The sequence below is a fragment of the Bacteroides sp. AR20 genome (assembly GCF_964250605.1).
In the GTDB taxonomy this organism is placed as follows: Bacteria; Bacteroidota; Bacteroidia; order Bacteroidales; family Bacteroidaceae; genus Bacteroides; species Bacteroides uniformis.
In genome coordinates, this window is record NZ_CAXUGK010000009.1 from 1 (window position 1) to 20,102 (window position 20,102).

20 protein-coding genes and 4 tRNA genes are annotated in these 20,102 nt (G+C 47.1%); 15 read left to right on the forward strand and 9 right to left on the reverse strand.

The features are described 5' to 3' along the window. Nucleotides 1-169: 169 nt before the first annotated feature. Nucleotides 170-1,006 (reverse strand): S1 RNA-binding domain-containing protein, encoded by an 837-nt coding sequence (locus ACESTD_RS06485; protein WP_035449742.1) that lies wholly within the window; start codon nt 1,004-1,006, stop codon nt 170-172. Nucleotides 1,007-1,199: 193 nt separating this feature from the next. Between ACESTD_RS06485 and ACESTD_RS06490 the strand changes: the two genes are divergently transcribed. The 3 genes from ACESTD_RS06490 to ACESTD_RS06500 all read left to right on the forward strand — a co-directional run bounded on the left by ACESTD_RS06490 (nt 1,200) and on the right by ACESTD_RS06500 (nt 2,499). Next, complete coding sequence (locus ACESTD_RS06490; RefSeq protein ID WP_022400896.1) at nt 1,200-2,201, forward strand: malate dehydrogenase; 1,002 nt, start codon at nt 1,200-1,202, stop codon at nt 2,199-2,201. Between the two features lie 137 nt (nt 2,202-2,338). Further along, nucleotides 2,339-2,411 (forward strand) — tRNA-Phe (locus tag ACESTD_RS06495). Between the two features lie 15 nt (nt 2,412-2,426). After that, nucleotides 2,427-2,499 (forward strand) — tRNA-Pro (locus ACESTD_RS06500). 144 nt (nt 2,500-2,643) lie between these two features. Here the strand turns inward: ACESTD_RS06500 and ACESTD_RS06505 are convergent. Next, nucleotides 2,644-3,153 carry a hypothetical protein gene (locus ACESTD_RS06505; protein ID WP_098031853.1) on the reverse strand — a complete coding sequence of 170 codons (510 nt, stop codon included), beginning with the start codon at nt 3,151-3,153 and terminating at the stop codon, nt 2,644-2,646. Nucleotides 3,154-3,673: 520 nt separating this feature from the next. Here ACESTD_RS06505 and argR point away from each other — a divergent pair. The 10 genes from argR to ACESTD_RS06555 all read left to right on the forward strand — a co-directional run bounded on the left by argR (nt 3,674) and on the right by ACESTD_RS06555 (nt 12,977). Continuing rightward, nucleotides 3,674-4,147 carry an arginine repressor gene (argR, locus tag ACESTD_RS06510; protein WP_005825113.1) on the forward strand — a complete coding sequence of 158 codons (474 nt, stop codon included), beginning with the start codon at nt 3,674-3,676 and terminating at the stop codon, nt 4,145-4,147. A 35-nt stretch (nt 4,148-4,182) separates the two neighbouring features. Then, a complete protein-coding gene (locus ACESTD_RS06515) occupies nt 4,183-4,740 on the forward strand; it encodes a GNAT family N-acetyltransferase (RefSeq protein ID WP_005825115.1) in 558 nt (185 codons plus the stop codon). 13 nt (nt 4,741-4,753) lie between these two features. Beyond that, nucleotides 4,754-5,959, forward strand: coding sequence for an argininosuccinate synthase (locus ACESTD_RS06520; RefSeq protein ID WP_005825117.1), 1,206 nt, complete (start codon nt 4,754-4,756; stop codon nt 5,957-5,959). Next, nucleotides 5,960-6,178: a PspC domain-containing protein gene (locus ACESTD_RS06525; protein WP_117589163.1), complete on the forward strand. Its 219-nt coding sequence runs from the start codon at nt 5,960-5,962 to the stop codon at nt 6,176-6,178. It abuts the gene before it with no gap. Next, entirely contained in the window at nt 6,171-7,139 is a 969-nt protein-coding gene (gene argC / locus ACESTD_RS06530) for an N-acetyl-gamma-glutamyl-phosphate reductase (RefSeq protein WP_005825122.1), read from the forward strand. The genes ACESTD_RS06525 and argC overlap by 8 nt, the downstream gene beginning before the upstream one ends. Nucleotides 7,140-7,144: 5 nt before the next feature. Further along, nucleotides 7,145-8,266 carry an aspartate aminotransferase family protein gene (locus tag ACESTD_RS06535; RefSeq protein ID WP_373158726.1) on the forward strand — a complete coding sequence of 374 codons (1,122 nt, stop codon included), beginning with the start codon at nt 7,145-7,147 and terminating at the stop codon, nt 8,264-8,266. A 129-nt stretch (nt 8,267-8,395) separates the two neighbouring features. Then, complete coding sequence (gene proC, locus ACESTD_RS06540) at nt 8,396-9,169, forward strand: pyrroline-5-carboxylate reductase (protein ID WP_005834777.1); 774 nt, start codon at nt 8,396-8,398, stop codon at nt 9,167-9,169. Between the two features lie 120 nt (nt 9,170-9,289). Then, a complete protein-coding gene (locus tag ACESTD_RS06545; RefSeq protein WP_016272528.1) occupies nt 9,290-9,844 on the forward strand; it encodes a helix-turn-helix domain-containing protein in 555 nt (184 codons plus the stop codon). A gap of 7 nt (nt 9,845-9,851) precedes the next feature. Then, nucleotides 9,852-11,507 (forward strand): AMP-binding protein, encoded by a 1,656-nt coding sequence (locus tag ACESTD_RS06550; RefSeq protein ID WP_005825134.1) that lies wholly within the window; start codon nt 9,852-9,854, stop codon nt 11,505-11,507. A 219-nt stretch (nt 11,508-11,726) separates the two neighbouring features. After that, nucleotides 11,727-12,977: an acyloxyacyl hydrolase gene (locus ACESTD_RS06555; RefSeq protein ID WP_098031852.1), complete on the forward strand. Its 1,251-nt coding sequence runs from the start codon at nt 11,727-11,729 to the stop codon at nt 12,975-12,977. A 305-nt stretch (nt 12,978-13,282) separates the two neighbouring features. Here the strand turns inward: ACESTD_RS06555 and ACESTD_RS06560 are convergent. The 7 genes from ACESTD_RS06560 to prmC form a co-directional block, all read right to left on the reverse strand. Then, nucleotides 13,283-13,366 (reverse strand) — tRNA-Leu (locus ACESTD_RS06560). Nucleotides 13,367-13,387: 21 nt separating this feature from the next. Beyond that, nucleotides 13,388-13,460 (reverse strand) — tRNA-Gly (locus ACESTD_RS06565). A gap of 102 nt (nt 13,461-13,562) precedes the next feature. Beyond that, the gene (gene argH / locus ACESTD_RS06570; RefSeq protein ID WP_009037779.1) at nt 13,563-14,903 is read right to left on the reverse strand and encodes an argininosuccinate lyase; all 1,341 of its coding nucleotides are present in this window, start codon (nt 14,901-14,903) and stop codon (nt 13,563-13,565) included. Between the two features lie 28 nt (nt 14,904-14,931). After that, nucleotides 14,932-15,342, reverse strand: coding sequence for an SRPBCC family protein (locus ACESTD_RS06575; RefSeq protein WP_009037778.1), 411 nt, complete (start codon nt 15,340-15,342; stop codon nt 14,932-14,934). Nucleotides 15,343-15,435: 93 nt separating this feature from the next. After that, on the reverse strand, nt 15,436-16,074 hold the full coding sequence (pyrE, locus tag ACESTD_RS06580) for an orotate phosphoribosyltransferase (RefSeq protein WP_005825142.1): 639 nt from the start codon (nt 16,072-16,074) through the stop codon (nt 15,436-15,438). 82 nt (nt 16,075-16,156) lie between these two features. Beyond that, on the reverse strand, nt 16,157-16,636 hold the full coding sequence (locus tag ACESTD_RS06585; RefSeq protein ID WP_009037777.1) for a regulatory protein RecX: 480 nt from the start codon (nt 16,634-16,636) through the stop codon (nt 16,157-16,159). Then, nucleotides 16,633-17,469 carry a peptide chain release factor N(5)-glutamine methyltransferase gene (prmC, locus tag ACESTD_RS06590; RefSeq protein ID WP_009037776.1) on the reverse strand — a complete coding sequence of 279 codons (837 nt, stop codon included), beginning with the start codon at nt 17,467-17,469 and terminating at the stop codon, nt 16,633-16,635. Before prmC ends, ACESTD_RS06585 begins: the two co-directional genes overlap by 4 nt. Before the next feature lie 74 nt (nt 17,470-17,543). On the opposite strand from prmC, the gene ribD reads away from it, so the two are divergent. Both ribD and ACESTD_RS06600 read left to right on the forward strand, forming a co-directional pair. Next, nucleotides 17,544-18,599 carry a bifunctional diaminohydroxyphosphoribosylaminopyrimidine deaminase/5-amino-6-(5-phosphoribosylamino)uracil reductase RibD gene (gene ribD / locus ACESTD_RS06595; protein ID WP_005834757.1) on the forward strand — a complete coding sequence of 352 codons (1,056 nt, stop codon included), beginning with the start codon at nt 17,544-17,546 and terminating at the stop codon, nt 18,597-18,599. Between the two features lie 134 nt (nt 18,600-18,733). Further along, on the forward strand, nt 18,734-20,098 hold the full coding sequence (locus ACESTD_RS06600; RefSeq protein ID WP_009037775.1) for a DUF6242 domain-containing protein: 1,365 nt from the start codon (nt 18,734-18,736) through the stop codon (nt 20,096-20,098). Nucleotides 20,099-20,102: the final 4 nt, after the last annotated feature.

Here is a 20,102-nt window from a genome sequence, read left to right on the forward strand (position 1 = left end):
TTTCCTCTCTGAAAAATAAATGTTTTTATTGCTTATTATCCGCACCCAAAAAGTTGCATTTATAAGTTGAACTCAAGTTTTTTTATTGTACGACAAAAATAGGGAGAGGAAATTCCCCTCCCTAATGATTGTCTCTATTTACAAGTAGGGAAATTCCTAATGACTGGGACTAATTCCTAATCCTGATTCCATCTTCCTCCAATACAACCAGATGTTTTTTGTACAAATCTCCCACAGCCTTTTTGAAGGTTTTCTTGCTGACACCGAAAGTTGCATAGATTTCTTCTGCCGGACTCTTGTCATTCAAAGCTATCCGTCCGCCCTGTTCACGGATATAGTCCAGCAGCGTAGCTGAGAAATCTTCTACTTTAGCCTGCCCCGGTTTTTGAAGCAGCAGGTCTATCTTGCCGTCTTCACGTACCTGCTTCACATAGGCTTTCATCCTCATGCCCGTGTGCAGTGGCTGAAATATCTCGCTCTCATATAGCAAGCCGCTATATTCATCGTTGATGATCGCCTTGAATCCCAAATCCGTCTTCTGCCAAATCAGGATATCCACCTCCTGCCCCGACTCATAGACGGCCTTCTCTTTGGAAAGATAACGGTCTACTTTGGCCGATGCCACGATACGATAGCTTTCATCATCCAAATGGGCATGAACCACATACTTCTTTCCCACCTGCATCTTCATTTTCTGTTCGCGGAAGGGGACGAAAAGATCCTTCATCAATCCCCAGTTAAGGAAAGCACCATACTGGTTTATCCACGCCACCTCCAAGCAGGCAAACTGCCCGACCTGCACTAACGGTGTCAGAGTAGTGGCTACCAGACGTTCTTCGTTATCAAGATATATAAAAACGTTCAGTTTGTCTCCCACCTTACAGTCTTGGGGGACATAACGCGACGGAAGCAGAATTTCACCTTCTTCGCCACCGTCCAGATACATGCCGAAGGCTACCTCCTTCACCACTTCCAGCGTATTGTACTTTCCTAACTCAATGCTCATAGTTTCTTACTTATCTTCATTTTCCCAACAAAGATAAGTAATTTAGGTACAATACAGCAGTTCGGAAAGAAGAAATAACTTTTTGCTCTAAAAGATAACTTTTTTCTATGAACAACTCTCTTCAAAAAGGGTTATCTTTGTATCGTGACAATCAGCAAGAAAAGATATTACTCACCTTTAAATAAAAAAGATTATGGAATTTCTGACAAATGACAAATTGACAATCGTCGGCGCAGCCGGCATGATCGGTTCAAACATGGCACAGACTGCAATCATGATGCATCTCACTCCCAACCTATGTCTGTACGACCCTTATGCTCCCGGACTGGAAGGTGTGGCCGAAGAGCTGTTCCACTGCGGATTCGAAGGAATGAACATCACATTTACCTCCGATATCAAAGAAGCGCTGACCGGTGCCAAGTATGTGGTATCATCAGGCGGTGCCGCCCGCAAGGCCGGCATGACCCGCGAAGACCTTTTGAAAGGCAATGCCGCTATTGCCGAAGAATTCGGCAAGAATGTAAAAGCCTACTGTCCGGATGTGAAGCACGTGGTTGTCATTTTCAACCCTGCCGACATCACCGGTCTGATTACCCTATTGTATTCCGGCCTGAAACCTTCACAAGTGACCACATTGGCTGCCCTCGACAGCACCCGCCTGCGTAGTGAACTTTCCAAGCATTTCGGCATCGCCCCCGACAAAATCGAAAATTGCCGTACCTACGGCGGTCATGGTGAACAGATGGCTGTATATGCCTCTACCGCCAAGGTGGACGGCAAACCGTTACTTGATATCATCGGCACCCCTGCCCTGACTAAAGAACAGTGGGTCGAAATCCAGACTAAGGTAACCAAAGGCGGTGCCAACATCATCGCCCTCCGTGGACGTTCTTCCTTCCAGAGTCCGGCATACGTCTCCATCGAAATGATAGCTGCAGCTATGGGTGGCAAACCGTTCCGCTGGCCTGCCGGTACATATGTACACAACCACGGCTTCGACCACATCATGATGGCAATGGAAACTGAAATTACCAAAGACGGCGTACACTATAAGGAACTGAACGGCACACCCGAAGAAGAAGCCAAACTGAAAGAAAGCTATGCCCATCTCTGCAAACTTCGTGACGAGGTGATAGAAATGGGTGTACTGCCTGCCATCAAAGACTGGCACAGCATCAATCCGAATATCGACTGATTTCTTCGATAGCAAATGATTCTTAGAAGTAAGGTACCTCGCTCCATAGAGTAAGAGGTACCTTTTTTAGATATTTTTCCTCAAAAAGCCTTGCGGTATAAAAAAAACTCTTTATCTTTGCACCCGCAAACGAAAAAGGTGCCATAGCTCAGTTGGTAGAGCAAAGGACTGAAAATCCTTGTGTCCCCGGTTCGATTCCTGGTGGCACCACTTTTCAAAAGCAATCGGAATGTAGCGCAGTTGGTAGCGCACTACGTTCGGGACGTAGGGGTCGGGCGTTCGAGTCGCCTCATTCCGACAGAAGGCGACAAACGAGCAAAATCGGTTGTCGCTTTTTCTTTTTCACCTTCACAAACCGCTGTAAATCTGCGGAAAATTTTAAAAACTTCATTCTCGTTTTCTGTTCGATAATCCATTATATAAACCTATAACAAAACAGTTGTCAAAAACAAAACTTTCCCGCTTTAAAAGTAAAAGAAGGTATTTCCATAGGTTTTATCTTTATAGCATGATACCCCTCATACTTTTGAAATATAAAATATGTATAAGTAGTGATTGGAAAATATAACACCACTTTGTTTATAAATGATTGCTGAATTGTATCATACCCTTGATAACAAAAAAAACTATTATTATTAAGCATTAAAGAAAATCTCATTCTCACCAAACCCTGATAATTAATGATATGTGGTAAACACTTACTTTGAAATAATACTCCCAAAGGAAAATGATACCCATTACTGTTAGAACCTTGGAAATACAAAATCTGAGATTGTGTATCATATAGGAATTCAAGTTCTTTCCCCGTATGTGTAAAACAATAAAACCCTGTATGAATAACCTCTATACCTTCAGATAGATTACATTTCGAATGGATAGCTGTATTTACTACTCTTAGCACTTCATGTCTATTTTGCGAATACAGTCCTACTATTGTAGTATATAAATCCATAATGATTACTTTTTTACCGTAAAAATAGCTTTTTATTTTAAAACAACTAAAATAAAATCTATTATTTTCTCAAAATCCACTATAAACTTGTTCGATAATTCGATAGTGCAGCCGACAGAAAAGGCTTAGCTTTTAGAAGTTAAGCCTTTTTTATTTCATCCCTCCTCTCCTCCGGTTTCCCGACCATAAGAGAGAGGGGGGGGCAACGTAACAATCTGGGACCAACGTAAAAACCTGAGGGATTTTATTTCTATGCATATAATTTTTGTACAGTTTTTGATTGAAAGGGTGTCAGATTTGACAATTGCATATCTATTCTATATTATATCAACATTTACCAAAGACATACGGAAACAATCTCCAATAACGTAAAAGAACAAACAAGACTCCAACAAAGAGAACAAAAACAACATATACAGTACACCCGATGTATAAAAAGAATAAAAAAGCTCTCCTTTTTGCATATTCTTTCCGAAATAATCCCTAATTTTGCACTACTCTTAGAATAATTATACAGAAAATGAAGAAAAAAGCCAATCGGTTAGACGCCATCAAGATGATTATCTCAAGCAAAGACGTCAGTTCTCAGGAAGAACTGTTGCAAGCTTTGAGCAAGGAAGGCTTTGAACTGACACAAGCCACCTTGTCACGCGACTTGAAACAGCTGAAAGTAGCGAAAGCAGCGAACATGAACGGTAAATACGTATATGTGCTGCCCAACAACATCATGTATAAACGTTCGAACGACCAGAGTGCAAGTGAAATGCTGATGACAAGCGGATTCGTTTCACTTCAATTTTCGGGCAATATTGCCGTCATCCGTACCCGGCCCGGATATGCCAGCAGCATGGCCTACGACATCGACAACCGAGAGTGTCCCGCCATTCTGGGTACCATTGCCGGAGATGACACCATCATGCTGGTGGTGCACGAAGCAGCGTCACATGACGAGGTACGCAGCTTCCTATCGCAAATCATCCCGAACATTAAATGATAGATAACAACAAAAAACAAGAAATTAAATAAGAAATGGATTCGAAACAAATTGATGTGATGGTGGCTGACGCCTCACATGAAGTTTACGTAGACAAGATTTTGGATACCATCCGGGAAGCTGCCAAGGTACGCGGAACGGGCATCGCAGAACGCACACACGAATACGTAGCTACTAAAATGAAAGAAGGAAAGGCCATTATAGCCTTGTGTGGAGATGATTTTGCCGGTTTCACCTACATAGAGAGCTGGGGTAACAAGCAATATGTAGCAACCTCCGGTTTGATAGTACACCCCAAATATCGGGGACTGGGGCTGGCAAAACGTATCAAGACCGCTTCTTTCCGCCTGGCACGCCTACGCTGGCCTAATGCTAAAGTTTTCAGTCTCACCAGCGGAGCTGCCGTCATGAAAATGAATACCGAGCTGGGATATGTGCCCGTCACCTTCAACGAACTGACCGATGACGAATCGTTCTGGAAAGGTTGCGAAGGCTGTATAAACCATGATATATTGGTAGCTAAGAACCGTAAATTCTGCATTTGCACAGCAATGCTTTACGACCCGAAGCTGCACGAAGAGGATAAAATATAAAAATACTAAGGATATGGAAAAGAAGAAGAAAGTAGTAGTCGCATTCAGCGGAGGTTTGGATACCTCGTTTACGGTGATGTATCTTACCAAAGAAAAAGGGTACGAAGTATATGCAGCTTGTGCCAATACGGGCGGTTTCAGTGCTGAACAGTTGAAGACAAACGAAGAAAATGCCTACAAGCTGGGCGCCAAAGAATACGTCACCCTCGACGTGACGCAGGAATACTATGAGAAAAGCTTGAAATACATGGTATTCGGCAATGTTTTGCGTAACGGCACCTATCCTATCTCTGTAAGTTCCGAACGTATCTTCCAAGCATTGGCCATTGCACGCTATGCCAACGAAATCGGCGCGGATGCCATCGCCCACGGTTCTACAGGTGCGGGTAACGACCAGATTCGTTTCGACATGACTTTCCTCGTCATGGCTCCGGGCGTGGAAATCATCACGCTGACACGCGACATGGCACTGAGCCGTCAGGAAGAGATTGATTATCTGAACAAACACGGCTTTGCCGCCGACTTCACCAAACTAAAATATTCCTATAACGTAGGTTTGTGGGGCACTTCCATTTGTGGTGGCGAGATTCTGGATTCCGCGCAAGGGTTGCCCGAAAGCGCCTATCTGAAACACTGCACCAAAGAGGGCAGCGAGCAGTTGCGCCTCACTTTTGAAAAAGGTGAGCTGAAAGCCGTGAACGACGAGACATTCGACGACCCCATCAAAGCCATCCAGAAGGTAGAAGAGATTGGTGCGGCATACGGTATCGGACGCGACATGCACGTAGGCGACACGATTATCGGTATCAAAGGCCGCGTAGGTTTCGAAGCTGCCGCACCTATGCTGATTATCGGAGCACACAAGTTCCTCGAGAAGTACACTTTGAGCAAATGGCAGCAATACTGGAAGGACCAGGTAGCCAACTGGTATGGCATGTTCCTGCACGAAAGCCAATATCTGGAACCAGTAATGCGCGACATCGAAGCCATGCTGGAATCCTCGCAACGCAACGTAAACGGTACGGCTATCCTCGAACTTCACCCGCTCTGCTTTTCTACCGTAGGTGTAGAAAGCAAAGATGACCTTGTGAAAAACAAGTTTGGCGAATACGGTGAGATGCAGAAAGGATGGACGGCAGAAGATGCCAAGGGCTTCATCAAAGTAACCTCCACAGCACTGCGTGCTTATTATTCAAATCATAAAGACGAGAAAATCTAAATGACCGGCAGGAAGCAAAAACTGACACGTCCCCGGACTGGAAGGATGCTTTCAGGCGTATGTGCAGGACTGGCAAACTTTTTCGGACTCGATGTCTCATTGGTGCGTATCGTTTATACGTTCGCCACGATCTTTACTGCATTTGCAGGCATACCCATATACATTATAATGCTAATTGTTATACCACAAGAACCAAATAGATATTATCAAAATGATTAAAGTAGGAATCATCGGCGGAGCCGGATACACGGCAGGCGAACTGATACGTTTGCTGCTCAACCATCCGGAAGCGGAAATCGTTTTCATAAACAGCTCAAGCAACGCCGGCAACAAAATTACCGACGTACACGAAGGACTGTACGGCGAAACAGACTTGGTATTTACCGACCAGCTCCCGCTGGAAGAAATCGACGTACTCTTTTTCTGTACGGCACATGGTGACACGAAGAAGTTCCTCGAAAGCCACAACGTGCCCGAGGAACTGAGAATCATCGACCTCTCCATGGACTACCGCATAGCCTCTCCCGAACACGACTTCATCTACGGCCTGCCGGAGCTGAACCGCCGTGCCACCTGCAAAGCGAAGCACGTAGCCAATCCGGGCTGCTTTGCCACCTGCATACAGCTGGGCCTGCTGCCGCTCGCCAAACATCTGATGCTGAACGATGATATCATGGTGAACGCCATTACCGGAAGTACCGGCGCCGGTGTGAAACCGGGCGCCACGAGCCACTTCAGCTGGCGCAACAACAACATGAGCGTCTACAAAGCTTTCGAGCACCAGCATGTGCCCGAAATCAAGCAATCGCTCAAACAGCTGCAGAACAGCTTTGATGCGGACATTGACTTCATCCCCTACCGCGGCGACTTCCCGCGCGGCATCTTCACCACCATTGTGGTGAAGACCAAAGTGGCCCTGGAAGAAATCGTCCGCATGTATGAAGAATATTACGCCAAAGATTCCTTTACCCACATCGTGGAGAAGAATATCGACCTGAAGCAAGTGGTAAACACCAACAAGTGCCTCATCCATCTGGAGAAGCATGGCGACAAACTGCTTATCATTTCCTGCATTGATAACCTCCTGAAAGGCGCCAGCGGACAAGCTGTCCATAACATGAATTTAATGTTTAACCTGGAAGAGACCGTAGGATTACGGTTGAAACCTTCTGCATTCTAAAAAAAATGAATTTATTCGACGTATACCCTCTCTTTGACATCAACATCGTCAAAGGAAAAGGCTGCCATGTATGGGACGAGAACGGTACCGAATACCTCGACCTCTACGGTGGCCATGCAGTCATCTCAATCGGACATGCACATCCACATTATGTAGAGATGGTGAGTAACCAAGTTGCTACGTTAGGATTCTACTCAAACTCAGTAATTAACAAGCTGCAACAGCAAGTGGCAGAACGCTTGGGAAAAGTCTGTGGCTATGACGACTACTCATTCTTCCTCATCAACAGCGGTGCCGAAGCCAATGAAAACGCCTTGAAACTCGCCTCTTTCTACAATGGCCGTACCCGTGTGATATCCTTCTCAAAAGCATTCCACGGACGTACCTCACTGGCGGTGGAAGTAACGAACAATCCTAAAATCATCGCTCCCATCAACAACTGCGGGCACGTCACCTACCTCCCGTTGAACAACATCGAAGCCATGAAGGCCGAATTGTCCAAAGGAGATGTCTGCGCAGTGATTATCGAAGGCATACAAGGTGTAGGCGGCATCCAACTGCCGACAGACGAATTCATGCAGGCTCTCCGCCAGACTTGTACGGAACACAACACGGTCTTGATTCTCGATGAAATCCAAAGCGGCTACGGACGCAGCGGCAAGTTCTTCGCCCATCAGTACAACGGCATCAAAGCCGACATCATCACCGTGGCAAAAGGCATCGGCAATGGTTTCCCGATGGCAGGCGTACTCATCAGCCCAATGTTTACACCAGTATACGGGCAACTTGGAACCACTTTCGGCGGAAACCACCTGGCTTGCAGTGCCGCCCTTGCCGTGCTGGATGTGATAGAGCAGGAAAACCTGATAGAGAATGCAGCCCAAGTCGGCAACTTCCTGATAACGGAACTAAAGAAATTCCCTCAAATCAAGGACGTTCGCGGACGCGGACTCATGATAGGGCTGGAATTTGAAGAACCCATCAAGGAACTGCGCCTAAGACTACTGAAAGAGCAGCATGTATTCACCGGTGTAAGCGGTACGAATGTACTTCGCCTGCTGCCGCCTCTGTGCCTCGGCATGGATGAAGCAAAGGAATTCTTGGAACGCTTCAAGAAAGTACTTTAATATTTGACACAAATAATCAGCCAGCAAAAGAAACGACCGAAAAGCAGAATACCTTTCTCTCTCGGTCGTTTTTTGTAGAAAATTTATCTACCTTTGCCAGCAAAACAACTCTTTTAACAACAAAAAGATATGAAAACAGCAATTATCGGTGCAGGAAATATGGGGGGAGCCATTGCCCGAGGGCTGGCAAAAGGAACAATCATCCCTGCCGGTAACATCATTGTCTCCAACCCCACCCAGGGCAAGCTGGACAAGCTGAAGGCAGAATTCCCCGCATTGCAAGTGACCAATGACAACCAGGAAGCGGCAGCCGGTGCAGATATGATAATCTTTGCCGTGAAGCCATGGCTGATGGAGCCAGTGATAAAGGAACTGGAACTAAAAGGCACAGAGATTCTTATATCCGTTGCAGCCGGCATTCCTTTTGAAGAGCTGACACACTATGTAGCAGACAAAGAAATGACCATGTTCCGTCTTATTCCCAATACCGCCATCAGCGAGATGGAAAGCATGACACTCATCGCCAGCCGCAATGCCACCAAGGAGCAGGAGCAACTGATGCTGGACATTTTCAACCAGATGGGACTCGCCATGCTCATTCCCGAAGAAAAGATTGCGGCAACCACTGCCATGACTTCCTGCGGCATCGCCTACGTGCTTAAGTATATCCAGGCAGCCATGCAGGCCGGCGTTGAAATGGGTATCTATCCCAAAGACGGCATGCGCATGGTGGCACAATCCGTGAAAGGGGCAGCCGAGCTGATTCTGAACAACGACACGCACCCCAGTGTTGAGATTGACAAGGTGTGTACCCCCGGAGGAATTACCATCAAGGGAATCAACGAGCTGGAACATGAAGGATTCACCTCCACTGTGATTAAAGCCATCAAAGCGAGTAAATGATATTTAATGTGCTAATGTAACGATGTCCCGATATGCCTATGAGCTACGGTGTAATTAAACATTGTGCAGCCTATTGGCACATTGCCACACTTTAATAACAACCCATTAAAAAATATAATTATGGACGAACAAATCAGACAAATAGCCGAACGCCTGCGCGGACTGCGTGACGTATTGGAACTGACTGCCGACGATATCGCCCGTGACTGCGACATTTCTGCAGAAGAGTACCGCCTGGCCGAAACCGGAGAATTCGACATCTCGGTCAGCATGCTGCAGAAGATAGCACGGCACTACGGCATATCACTGGACGCACTGATGTTTGGGCAAGAGCCCAAAATGAGCTCCTACTTCCTGACACGTGCCGGAAAAGGAACCAGTATAGAACGTACCAAGGCATATAAATACCAATCGCTGGCAGCCGGTTTCATCAACCGCACGGCAGACCCGTTCATTGTGACCGTAGAACCGAAACCGGACAGCGAGCCGATACATTACAACAGCCATGCCGGTCAGGAGTTCAACCTCGTACTGGAAGGCCGTATGATGGTCAGCATCGACGGCAAAGACTTAATCTTAAACGAAGGAGACAGTCTATACTTCAACTCCAAACTGCCGCACGGCATGAAGGCGCTTGACGGAAAGACTGTAAAATTCCTGGCAGTAATCATGTAATAAAGTTATGGTAGAAAGATTTTTATCTCAAACATCCTTCACCTCACAGGAGGACTTCATCAAGAACTTGAAGATAAACGTACCGGAGAATTTCAACTTCGGCTACGACGTAGTGGATGCCTGGGCAGCCGAGCAGCCCGACAAACCCGCACTGTTGTGGACCAATGACCAGGGCGAATGCCGGCAGTTTACCTTTGCCGACATGAAACGGTACACAGACATGACGGCTTCCTATTTCCAAAGCCTCGGCATCGGGCACGGAGACATGGTGATGCTGATACTGAAACGCCGTTATGAATTCTGGTTCAGCATTGTGGCACTGCACAAACTCGGTGCAGTGGTGATTCCCGCCACCCACCTGCTGACGAAGAAAGACATCGTATACCGCTGCAACGCCGCAGACATTAAAATGATAGTCTGTGCCGGCGAAAGCGTCATCACCGACCATATCACGGCAGCTATGCCAGAGTCTCCTTCTGTGAAACGCCTCGTAAGCGTCGGGCCGGAAGCTCCCGAAGGATTCGAAGACTTCCACAAAGGTATCGAGGCCGCCGCTCCTTTCGTGAAACCGGAACATCCGAACACGAACGATGACATCTCCCTGATGTACTTCACCAGCGGTACTACCGGAGAGCCCAAAATGGTGGCCCACGACTTCACCTATCCGTTGGGACATATCGTCACCGGCAGCTTCTGGCACAACCTGAAAGAGAGCAGCCTACACCTCACCATTGCCGACACCGGTTGGGGAAAAGCCGTGTGGGGCAAGCTCTACGGACAATGGATTGCCGGTGCCAACGTATTTGTATACGACCACGAGAAGTTCACTCCCGCAGCCATACTGGAGAAGATACAGGATTATCACGTCACGTCGCTTTGTGCACCGCCCACCATCTTCCGGTTCCTCATTCACGAAGACCTTACGAAGTACGACCTATCCAGCCTGGAATACTGCACCATCGCCGGAGAAGCCTTGAACCCCGCTGTATTCGAGACCTTCAAGAAACTGACGGGCATCAAGTTGATGGAGGGTTTCGGACAGACCGAAACGACCCTCACCGTCGCCACCATGCCCTGGATGGAACCGAAACCCGGCAGCATGGGATTGCCCAATCCGCAATACGACGTAGACCTGATAGACAACGACGGCCGTTCTGTGGAAGCCGGTGAGCAGGGACAGATTGTAATCCGTACCGACAAAGGCAAACCGCTGGGATTGTTCAAGGAATACTACCGCGATGCCAACCGTACCCACGAGGCATGGAACAACGGCATTTACTACACGGGAGACGTAGCCTGGAAGGACGAAGACGGCTACCTCTGGTTCGTGGGCCGCGCCGACGACGTTATCAAAAGTAGCGGTTATCGCATCGGCCCGTTCGAAGTGGAAAGTGCATTGATGACCCACCCAGCCGTAGTGGAATGTGCCATTACCGGTGTGCCCGATGAAATCCGCGGCCAAGTGGTAAAAGCTACGATTGTGTTGGCAAAAGAGTACAAGGCACGCGCCGAAGAAGAGCTTGTCAAGGAGTTGCAGAACCATGTGAAGAAAGTGACGGCTCCCTACAAATACCCGCGTGTCATCGAATTTGTTGATGAGCTCCCCAAAACCATCAGCGGGAAAATCCGCCGTGTGGAAATCCGGGAGAACGACCGGAAATAATACTCGCCACCCAGTATCTGAATCATAAGACAACATCCGGGTGAATGAATAAGGAGGGGATAAAACCGAAGTCGGCCATTCTATTGACGATTTCCGTTTTACCCCCTCTTTTTACAAATAGTTGTCTCATTGTGAATACCAAAAGGAGAAAAGAACTATATTTGCACGAAATTAAACTTCACTTGGAACATTTATAAACAAGAAAGACCGACACGGCATATGAAAAATAGAACGCAGATATGGAAAATACTGGCTTTCTTAGGAGCGGTACTTTTCTTGTCTGATACAATATACGCCCAACAATGGACATCCGATAGTCATTCGGAATACAAACGGGATACACTCCCTTTCTCACAGCGCTTCATCCACAGATTAGGCGTAGAAGGGCGTGCTGGCTATATTTTTCAGACCAACCCTTTTCTGGAGTACTCCAACCACCAATACAAGCCCATGAAAAATGCCTATGCCGGCCATCTGAAATACTCCTTCCAGCTCCGTCCCCACACCGTTGCCGACCAGGCTTATATAGGAGCCTATCAAGGGATTGGAGTCGGCTATTTCAACTTCGGCAATCCGGAAGAGCTGGGCAACCCGCTGGCGGTCTATCTGTTTCAAGGGGGACGCATCGCCCAATTCAGCCCCCGCATATCCTTGAACTATGAATGGAACTTCGGCGCATCGTTCGGCTGGAAACCCTACGATGAATACGACAACCCGGAGAACCAGATTATCGGCTCGAAAGTGAATGCCTATCTCAATGTGAACCTCTACTTAAAGTGGGCACTCTCCCCCAAGTTCGACCTGATGATAGGAGCTACCGGAAGCCACTTTTCCAACGGAAACACCCAATATCCCAACTCCGGTCTGAACACGGTGGACTGTAAAGTGGGGCTGGTATATAACTTTAACCGCAGAGCGGATGAACTCGCCCAGTCATGGCAACACCCTATCGTTCCTCCATTCCCCCGCCACGTCAGCTACGACCTGACTTTGTTCGGCTCCTGGCGAAAGAAAGCAGTGGCCCATGAGGGCAGTAGTGGCCAGGTACCCGCACCCGGCACTTACAACGTGTTCGGTTTCAGCTTTGCACCCATGTACAACTTCGGCTATAAATTCCGCGCCGGTGTGGCGTTGGACGGCGTATACGACCACAGTGCGAACATGAAAGAATCGTACGAAGAAGAGAACGGCTTCTATACTCCGCCCGCCAAGAAGCAGATGGCATTGGGCTTATCCGCCCGCGGAGAATTTGTCATGCCTTACTTCACGGTAGGTATCGGTCTGGGAGCCAATGTTCTGCACGGCGGCGGTGACATGAAGTCTTTCTATCAGATTCTTGCCCTGAAAATAGACGTAACACGCAATTCGTATCTCCATATAGGATATAACCTCCGGGAATTTCATGAGCCCAATTATCTGATGTTGGGTATCGGCTATCGGTTCAATAACAAACGCCCCAAGCTGTTCTGAACAATAAAGAGGAGGGTATTTATATAGATTCTTTTATTTCATCTGCAAGCACATATTACCAAGTGCCACGCGCATATCATCTACTATAGTATTATAGTTAGTTTGTTAGTTCACAGAGATGAACACTTTGTTCAAGTATAGAGAAACAGTTTGTTCCAATAAGGAAAAACAGTCTGTTTTCATATGATGAAACGAAATGTTCTATTAAGGGAAACACTTTGTTCGCTATAGGGAAACGGTCTTTCATATCAAGAGCTTATAAAGAAAAAGCTCTGCAAATCAATGATTCACAGAGCTTAATCGAGTACTCGAAGCGGGACTTGAACCCGCACAGCCGCAATGGCCAAAGGATTTTAAGTCCTTCGTGTCTACCATTCCACCATTCGAGCATCCTAAAAAAGGGAAAGGAGAGCGGAAAACGAGACTCGAACTCGCGACCCTAACCTTGGCAAGGTTATGCTCTACCAACTGAGCTATTTCCGCATTTGGAGAACGGGTGCAAAGATAAACAGTTTTCCCGTTTCTGCCAAATTTTTTTTTATAAAAGTACAGTACTCGCAGCGGGACTTGAACCCGCAGAACCTTTTACCTGCCCAGCAACTCTTTCTCTGCAGCTTGCATGGTCTCAAAATTGAAACCATCTACCACTTTCTGCATCAGGGCAGAGACTTCATCGTTACAAAGGTTTCCGATACTGCCTTCATGGGTATGATGTACCTCTTTGCTGTGCGAGAAGTTTCCGGCTTCAATATCCAGTCCCACCTTCTTGTAGGCATCGCGGAAAGGCATCCCTTCACGTGCCAAGCGGTTGACTTCCTCCACACTGAAAATAAGCAGATACTTGTCATCATCAAGAATATGTTCGTTCACCTTGATTTCATTCATAATGTAAGTCGTCATCTGCAGACAGTCTTTCAGTTCCTGAAAAGCAGGCAGGAAGACCTCTTTGATAATCTGCAAGTCACGGAAATAGCCGGAAGGAAGATTGTTGGCTATCATCATAATCTGCTGGGGAAGGGATTGCAGTTTGTTGCACTTGGCACGCGTCAGTTCAAAGACGTCCGGGTTCTTCTTGTGAGGCATGATGCTGGAGCCGGTAGTGCAATCGTCCGGCAGCTTCACAAAACCGAAGTTCTGACTGTTGAACATACATGCGTCAAAAGCCAATTTCGATATGGTTCCGGCCACACTGGCAAGGGCGAAAGCTACATTACGCTCCATCTTGCCACGCCCCATCTGGGCATACACTACGTTGTAGTTGAGGGAATCAAATCCCAAAAGACGGGTAGTCATCGTACGGTTCAGCGGGAACGAGGAACCGTATCCCGCAGCAGAACCCAAAGGATTGCGGTTGCACATCTTGAAAGCTGCCTGAAGGAACATCATATCGTCCACCAGGCTCTCGGCGTATGCCCCAAACCAAAGTCCGAAAGAAGACGGCATGGCTATCTGCAAGTGTGTATAACCCGGCATCAGTACATCCTTGTAGCGTTCGCTCTGCATAACCAGCACATGGAACAATTGTTCCACAGCCTCTGCCACTTCCTTTATCTCTGCACGGGTAAAGAGCTTCAAATCGAGCAACACCTGGTCGTTGCGCGAACGTCCGCTGTGTATTTTCTTACCTATATCACCCAAGTTGCGCGTCAGCATAAGTTCCACTTGTGAGTGAACGTCTTCCACTCCCTCTTCTATCACAAATTCTCCACGCTCGGCCATCGCATAGATTTCCTTCAATTCGGCCAGTAATTGCCGCAGTTCTTCCTTCGTCAACAAGCCAATGCTTTCGAGCATCGTGATGTGCGCCATGGAACCCAGCACATCGTGCTTTGCCAAATAAAGGTCCATTTCACGGTCACGGCCTACCGTGAAGCGTTCGATATCCTTATTTACCTGAACGGATTTTTCCCAAAGTTTCTGAGCCACGTTGTTTCTAATGATTAATGGTTAGTGATTAATATTGTATCATCGCCAACATATCTGCCATCTTCTCCAGTCCTTCCTGCAAGGGTTTCTGCACCATGGTCTTCATAAACGGATTTATATCCATGCCGATGGTCAGCTTCATTTTGCATTCGGTTTCGGTGGTGGGTACAATCTGTATCCACAGATTGAAGGGCAGCGGTGAAGTGGTTGTTGCAAACTTGATACACTTGCAAGGTTCCTTCTCCACAATCTGCAACGTAATCTTTCCCACGGGGGCCACCTCTATCGTCATGCTCTCCGCGTCAAAACTCAAGTTCTTCACTTTGTCTTCAGGCAGACGGTCTTTCACCTTCTCCAGATTGCTCAGGTCGGAAAGCTTTTCATAAACAGCTTCTTGTGAAGCCGGTACAACTTTCACTCCACTCTCAAATTTCGTCATAATCAATCGTATTCAAAAAGAAAAAAGAACTATCCGGACAGAATCTATCCGAATGGCTCTTTTATCCATATTAACATTTTTACAAATAAGTTCTTATTTTCCAGATTCCCAATGTGCAGGGTCTTTACGCCATTCATTCAGAGTCTCCACATCTTCTTCCTCGATATAGCCCGTACGCAGTGCCACTTCCATCACAGCCTCGTAATTGGTCAGCGTCACCAAAGGCACTTTGGCATCCTTGAAAGCCTTTTCGGCAACCGGGAAACCATAAGTATAGGCAGCCACCATACCGATGACCTCACATCCGTCACGGCGGATAGCTTCTACAGCCTTTAAGCTGCTTCCACCCGTAGAAATCAAATCTTCCACGACTACCACCTTCATACCGGGACGAAGTTCACCTTCAATCAAATTCTCCAGTCCATGGTCTTTCGGAGTGGAGCGTACATATACAAACGGCAAGTTCAATGCATCGGCCACCAAGGCACCTTGCGGGATAGCTCCCGTTGCCACACCGGCAATGGCATCCACCTGTCCGAAACGTTCCAAAATCAGACGCGTAATTTCAATCTTTACGAAATTACGGAGAGAAGGATAAGAAAGGGTTTTGCGGTTATCACAATAAAACGGAGACTTCCATCCGGATGCCCAAGTGAACGGGTTAGCCGGTTGTAGTTTAATCGCTTTTATCTTCAGCAACTTCTCTGCAAACAATCTTTCTAAAGTTTTCATAGCAAAACTAATCTATATATGATAAATATGGCACAAAAATACGGAAACAGAATGAGAATAAAAAAGAGAAAGCCGATAATTTTCATTCGGAGTAGTCATTTTCCTCAGAAACCTCTATGCAACGACATATATCCTTCATTTCGAACCCCCTGCTCAAGGCAAAACGCACCAGTTTGCCATTCAACTCATACTCACTTTCGGCACGGACGCTTTTACGCTTTGCCGCCAGCAGTTTCTGCAAGACGGCGTGGTATTCCTCCTCATCAATCTCGTTCAAATAGGGCCAATAGACAGATGAAGATATCTTTTTCAACTGGAGCGCCTGCCCTATCTTCATCTTGCCCCATTTGGCTAAACGGTATTTGTCGTTGATGAAAGCACGGCAGAAGCGTTCTTCATCAATGTACTTCTCTTGTTCCAGACGGTTGATGATACGGTCTATGGCATCATAGGCAATGCCCCAGCGTTGCAGTTTCTCCGCAATCTCCGCCCGGCAATGCTCGGCAGTGGAGCAATATGCCGCCACTCTGTTCAAAGCTTCAGTTTCAGTTATTTCTATCATCGTTCTGCAATTACGTACCGGTCGTTGCCGGAAATATCTTTTCGGATACGGACATTCGTATAGCCTTGCTTGCGAAGCATCGAAGCGACAGCCTCTCCAAATGCCCGGTTGATTTCAAAATAGAGTCGGCCGCCGACCGTCAGCATGCTCCGTCCCAGTTCACCTATACGCCGATAGAAACGGAGCGGGTCGCTGTCTGGAACAAACAAAGCTCCCGAAGGTTCCCAGTTCAAGACATTTGGCTCCATGTCCTTCTTTTCTGTTTCCGTAACATAAGGCGGATTACTGACGATTACATCAAAGTACTCATCCTCAGTCGGTTGATACGTCAGGACATCACGCTGTACAAATTGTACGGAGGTCTGCAAAAGGCGGTTATTGTCGCCGGCTATGGCAAGAGCTTCTCCGGAAATGTCCCAAGCAGTTACTTCCGCTTCCGGCAACTCTTTAGACAAAGTGACGGCAATACACCCACTTCCAGTGCCAATGTCGAGAATACGGGAAGCCGGAGCGACTTCCTCCAGCATCCTCTCCACCAGTTCTTCCGTTTCGGGACGGGGAATAAGCACCCCCGGAGCCACCCGAAAAGTACGTCCCAGGAAACGGGCAGTACCCTGCACATACTGTATGGGCTCAAAATTGCACAGACGGGAAAGAATGCTTTCCAATTCCTTTTCATCCTTTGGAGATAAAATCATATCTTTGCCCAGGTAATAGTCAATATGACTCTGACCTAACATTTCACAGCAGACAATACGGGAAAGATTGGCTGCCTCCCGGGGAGGATAGCACTCCTGCAAAGCACTGCGGATATGTGAAACGGTTACATTCATTCGGAGTCCGGTTTTATTCGGGCTGCAAAAGTAATCATTAATTTTGATTATTCAACCAAAAGACAAGCAAGGATATGAATTCAGAAGAAGAGAAATATATGCTGCGATGCATCCAACTGGCACAAAACGGACTTTGCAATACAGCACCCAACCCGATGGTGGGAGCGGTAATAGTATGTGACGGGAAAATCATAGGCGAGGGATACCATGTGCGCTGTGGAGAAGCCCACGCCGAGGTCAACGCCATCCGTTCCGTGAAAGACACGTCCCTGCTGAAACGTTCCACCATCTATGTCAGCCTGGAACCGTGTTCGCACTATGGCAAAACTCCTCCTTGTGCAGACCTCATCATCGAGAAGCAGATTCCACGCATCGTCATCGGGTGCCGGGACCCTTTTTCTAAGGTTGCGGGCCGAGGCATACAGAAACTGAAGGATGCCGGACGTGAAGTTATTGTCGGAGTGCTGGAAACAGAATGTCGGCAGCTCATCCGCAGGTTCATCACTTTCCATACTTTGCGACGCCCCTACATCACCCTAAAATGGGCGGAATCTTCTGACAGATATATCGATTACTCCCGCACGGACGGTAAACCGGTTATCCTCTCCAGCCCGCTGACTTCGATGCTGGTACACAAGAAACGGGCAGAGCACAGTGCCATATTAGTAGGTACCCGTACGGCTGAACTGGACAATCCCGGCCTGAATGTCCGCCATTGGTATGGTCGTTCACCGGTACGTATCGTGCTGGACCGGCAACAAAAGCTATCCCCCAGCCTTCACCTATTTGACGGTAGCGTGCCGACCCTCGTTTTTACAGAAATCCCGCACGCTCCGCTACCGAATGTAGAATATCTGCCAGTCAGCGACTACCGGCAGAATATACTCCCCGAAATCATGGAAATGCTGTATACACGCGGATTACAATCCCTTTTGGTAGAGGGTGGCAGCCAAACGCTCCAATCCTTCATTGATGCCGGATTGTGGGACGAAATCTTTGTGGAAGAAGCTCCGCACCTTCTTCATTCCGGCGTCAAAGCACCCGAAATCAGTGACGGATATCCATTTGCAACAGAGTATTCTTTCGGCAGGAGTTTTCGCCATTATACGGCCTCAAGAAACAGTCAATAGCCTCATTTCAGGGCTTTTTTATCGAGAAAAAGGGGGATATTATCTATAATTTTATATAAAACTTCCCCGTAAAGCTGTTTATAGAAAAAAATGTTCCTATTTTTGCAACTTGTAAATAAACACTAACTTTCAAAATGAGAATAAAGTTTCTATCAGTAATTGTGAGTTTTCTTATTGTGTCATTTGCTCTAAGTTCATGCCTTGACTCTGACGACAATTATGAATTCAGTTCCGATGCTACTATACATGCTTTTGGTATCGATACCATACATGGCAAACATTACAAATTTACAATTGACCAGCTCAATAGACTCATCTATAACAGAGATTCATTGCCCGTAGGTTCAGATACCATCATTGACCGTATTCTGATTGATACTATGACCGTTACCGGTTGGATAACTTCAGGCTCGCCTACCGACACGGTATTCGTCATGTCGGACTCCGTGGATTTGAGACCCGCCATGAACAACGATGCCGGCATGCTGTTCAAAGCACATGCCGCCGACGGTGTTACAGTCCGCGAATATAAATTGAAAGTTAATGTACACCTGCAAGACCCGGACTCACTCGTATGGACAGACATGCAGAAAAGGGGGAATATATTCTCCAATACCATCAATTTAGGTCAGCAAAAAGCGGTTGTACTGGGAGACGAACTATTTGTCTACACTTCCAACAGTACTGCTTACAAGACATCGACTGCGCCCGATAAATACAACTGGAGTAAAGTCAATGTCAGCAACCTCCCCTCAGACGTAAAGCTGACATCTGCCGTAGAGTATAACAATGCGCTTTATATGGTTACAGAAAGCAAAAGAGTATTCAGCTCTACCAACGGCGGCGCCTGGACAGAAGTCACTACATTGGGAGACAATGTCATAGTCCTCATCAATGGTTTCTCTGACCGGCTCTCGGGTATTGTGGAAATCAACGGAAAGCAATATTTCAACATCTGTAAAGACGGAAAGAATTGGGAAACGGAAAACACGGCTGACAACCTTACCCTTGAGGAAGTCCCGGCAGGATTCCCTACCGAAAACATATCCACCACCCAGACCAATACCGGCAATGGTGTAGAGAAGGTGGTTCTGGCAGGAATGCCGCTGGCCAACGAACAAGAGACAATACCCTGGTTCTCATTGGACGGCAAAGGCTGGGCAAGCCTGGCTAACACGGTGTACGACACATCTTGTCCCGGCATGGTCAACCCTGCCATTATGTACTATGGCGACATGTTCTATTGCTTTGGAGGAGAACTTGACGCCATCTACAACTCCATCACAGGCATTGCGTGGAGCAAGACAGAAACCAAATTCCTGCTACCCCAGGAATTCAAAGGGAAAGGCGCGTACTCCATTATAGTGGAACCGACGAAAGACAAAACTGTGGACCCGGCAGACAAACGGGACTTCATTTGGGTGATATTCGGCGGCAACGGCACCAAGAATGAGGTATGGCGCGGACGTCTTAACAGATTGGGCTTCGAAATACAATAATAAT

Bases quoted from the DNA above. Each gene is read 5' to 3' on its own strand.
- ACESTD_RS06485 (WP_035449742.1), bottom strand. From the start codon at position 1,006: ATGAGCATTGAGTTAGGAAAGTACAATACGCTGGAAGTGGTGAAGGAG.
- ACESTD_RS06490 (WP_022400896.1), top strand. From the start codon at position 1,200: ATGGAATTTCTGACAAATGACAAATTGACAATCGTCGGCGCAGCCGGC.
- ACESTD_RS06505 (WP_098031853.1), bottom strand. From the start codon at position 3,153: ATGGATTTATATACTACAATAGTAGGACTGTATTCGCAAAATAGACAT.
- argR (WP_005825113.1), top strand. From the start codon at position 3,674: ATGAAGAAAAAAGCCAATCGGTTAGACGCCATCAAGATGATTATCTCA.
- ACESTD_RS06515 (WP_005825115.1), top strand. From the start codon at position 4,183: ATGGATTCGAAACAAATTGATGTGATGGTGGCTGACGCCTCACATGAA.
- ACESTD_RS06520 (WP_005825117.1), top strand. From the start codon at position 4,754: ATGGAAAAGAAGAAGAAAGTAGTAGTCGCATTCAGCGGAGGTTTGGAT.
- ACESTD_RS06525 (WP_117589163.1), top strand. From the start codon at position 5,960: ATGACCGGCAGGAAGCAAAAACTGACACGTCCCCGGACTGGAAGGATG.
- argC (WP_005825122.1), top strand. From the start codon at position 6,171: ATGATTAAAGTAGGAATCATCGGCGGAGCCGGATACACGGCAGGCGAA.
- ACESTD_RS06535 (WP_373158726.1), top strand. From the start codon at position 7,145: ATGAATTTATTCGACGTATACCCTCTCTTTGACATCAACATCGTCAAA.
- proC (WP_005834777.1), top strand. From the start codon at position 8,396: ATGAAAACAGCAATTATCGGTGCAGGAAATATGGGGGGAGCCATTGCC.
- ACESTD_RS06545 (WP_016272528.1), top strand. From the start codon at position 9,290: ATGGACGAACAAATCAGACAAATAGCCGAACGCCTGCGCGGACTGCGT.
- ACESTD_RS06550 (WP_005825134.1), top strand. From the start codon at position 9,852: ATGGTAGAAAGATTTTTATCTCAAACATCCTTCACCTCACAGGAGGAC.
- ACESTD_RS06555 (WP_098031852.1), top strand. From the start codon at position 11,727: ATGAAAAATAGAACGCAGATATGGAAAATACTGGCTTTCTTAGGAGCG.
- ACESTD_RS06575 (WP_009037778.1), bottom strand. From the start codon at position 15,342: ATGACGAAATTTGAGAGTGGAGTGAAAGTTGTACCGGCTTCACAAGAA.
- pyrE (WP_005825142.1), bottom strand. From the start codon at position 16,074: ATGAAAACTTTAGAAAGATTGTTTGCAGAGAAGTTGCTGAAGATAAAA.
- ACESTD_RS06585 (WP_009037777.1), bottom strand. From the start codon at position 16,636: ATGATAGAAATAACTGAAACTGAAGCTTTGAACAGAGTGGCGGCATAT.
- prmC (WP_009037776.1), bottom strand. From the start codon at position 17,469: ATGAATGTAACCGTTTCACATATCCGCAGTGCTTTGCAGGAGTGCTAT.
- ribD (WP_005834757.1), top strand. From the start codon at position 17,544: ATGAATTCAGAAGAAGAGAAATATATGCTGCGATGCATCCAACTGGCA.
- ACESTD_RS06600 (WP_009037775.1), top strand. From the start codon at position 18,734: ATGAGAATAAAGTTTCTATCAGTAATTGTGAGTTTTCTTATTGTGTCA.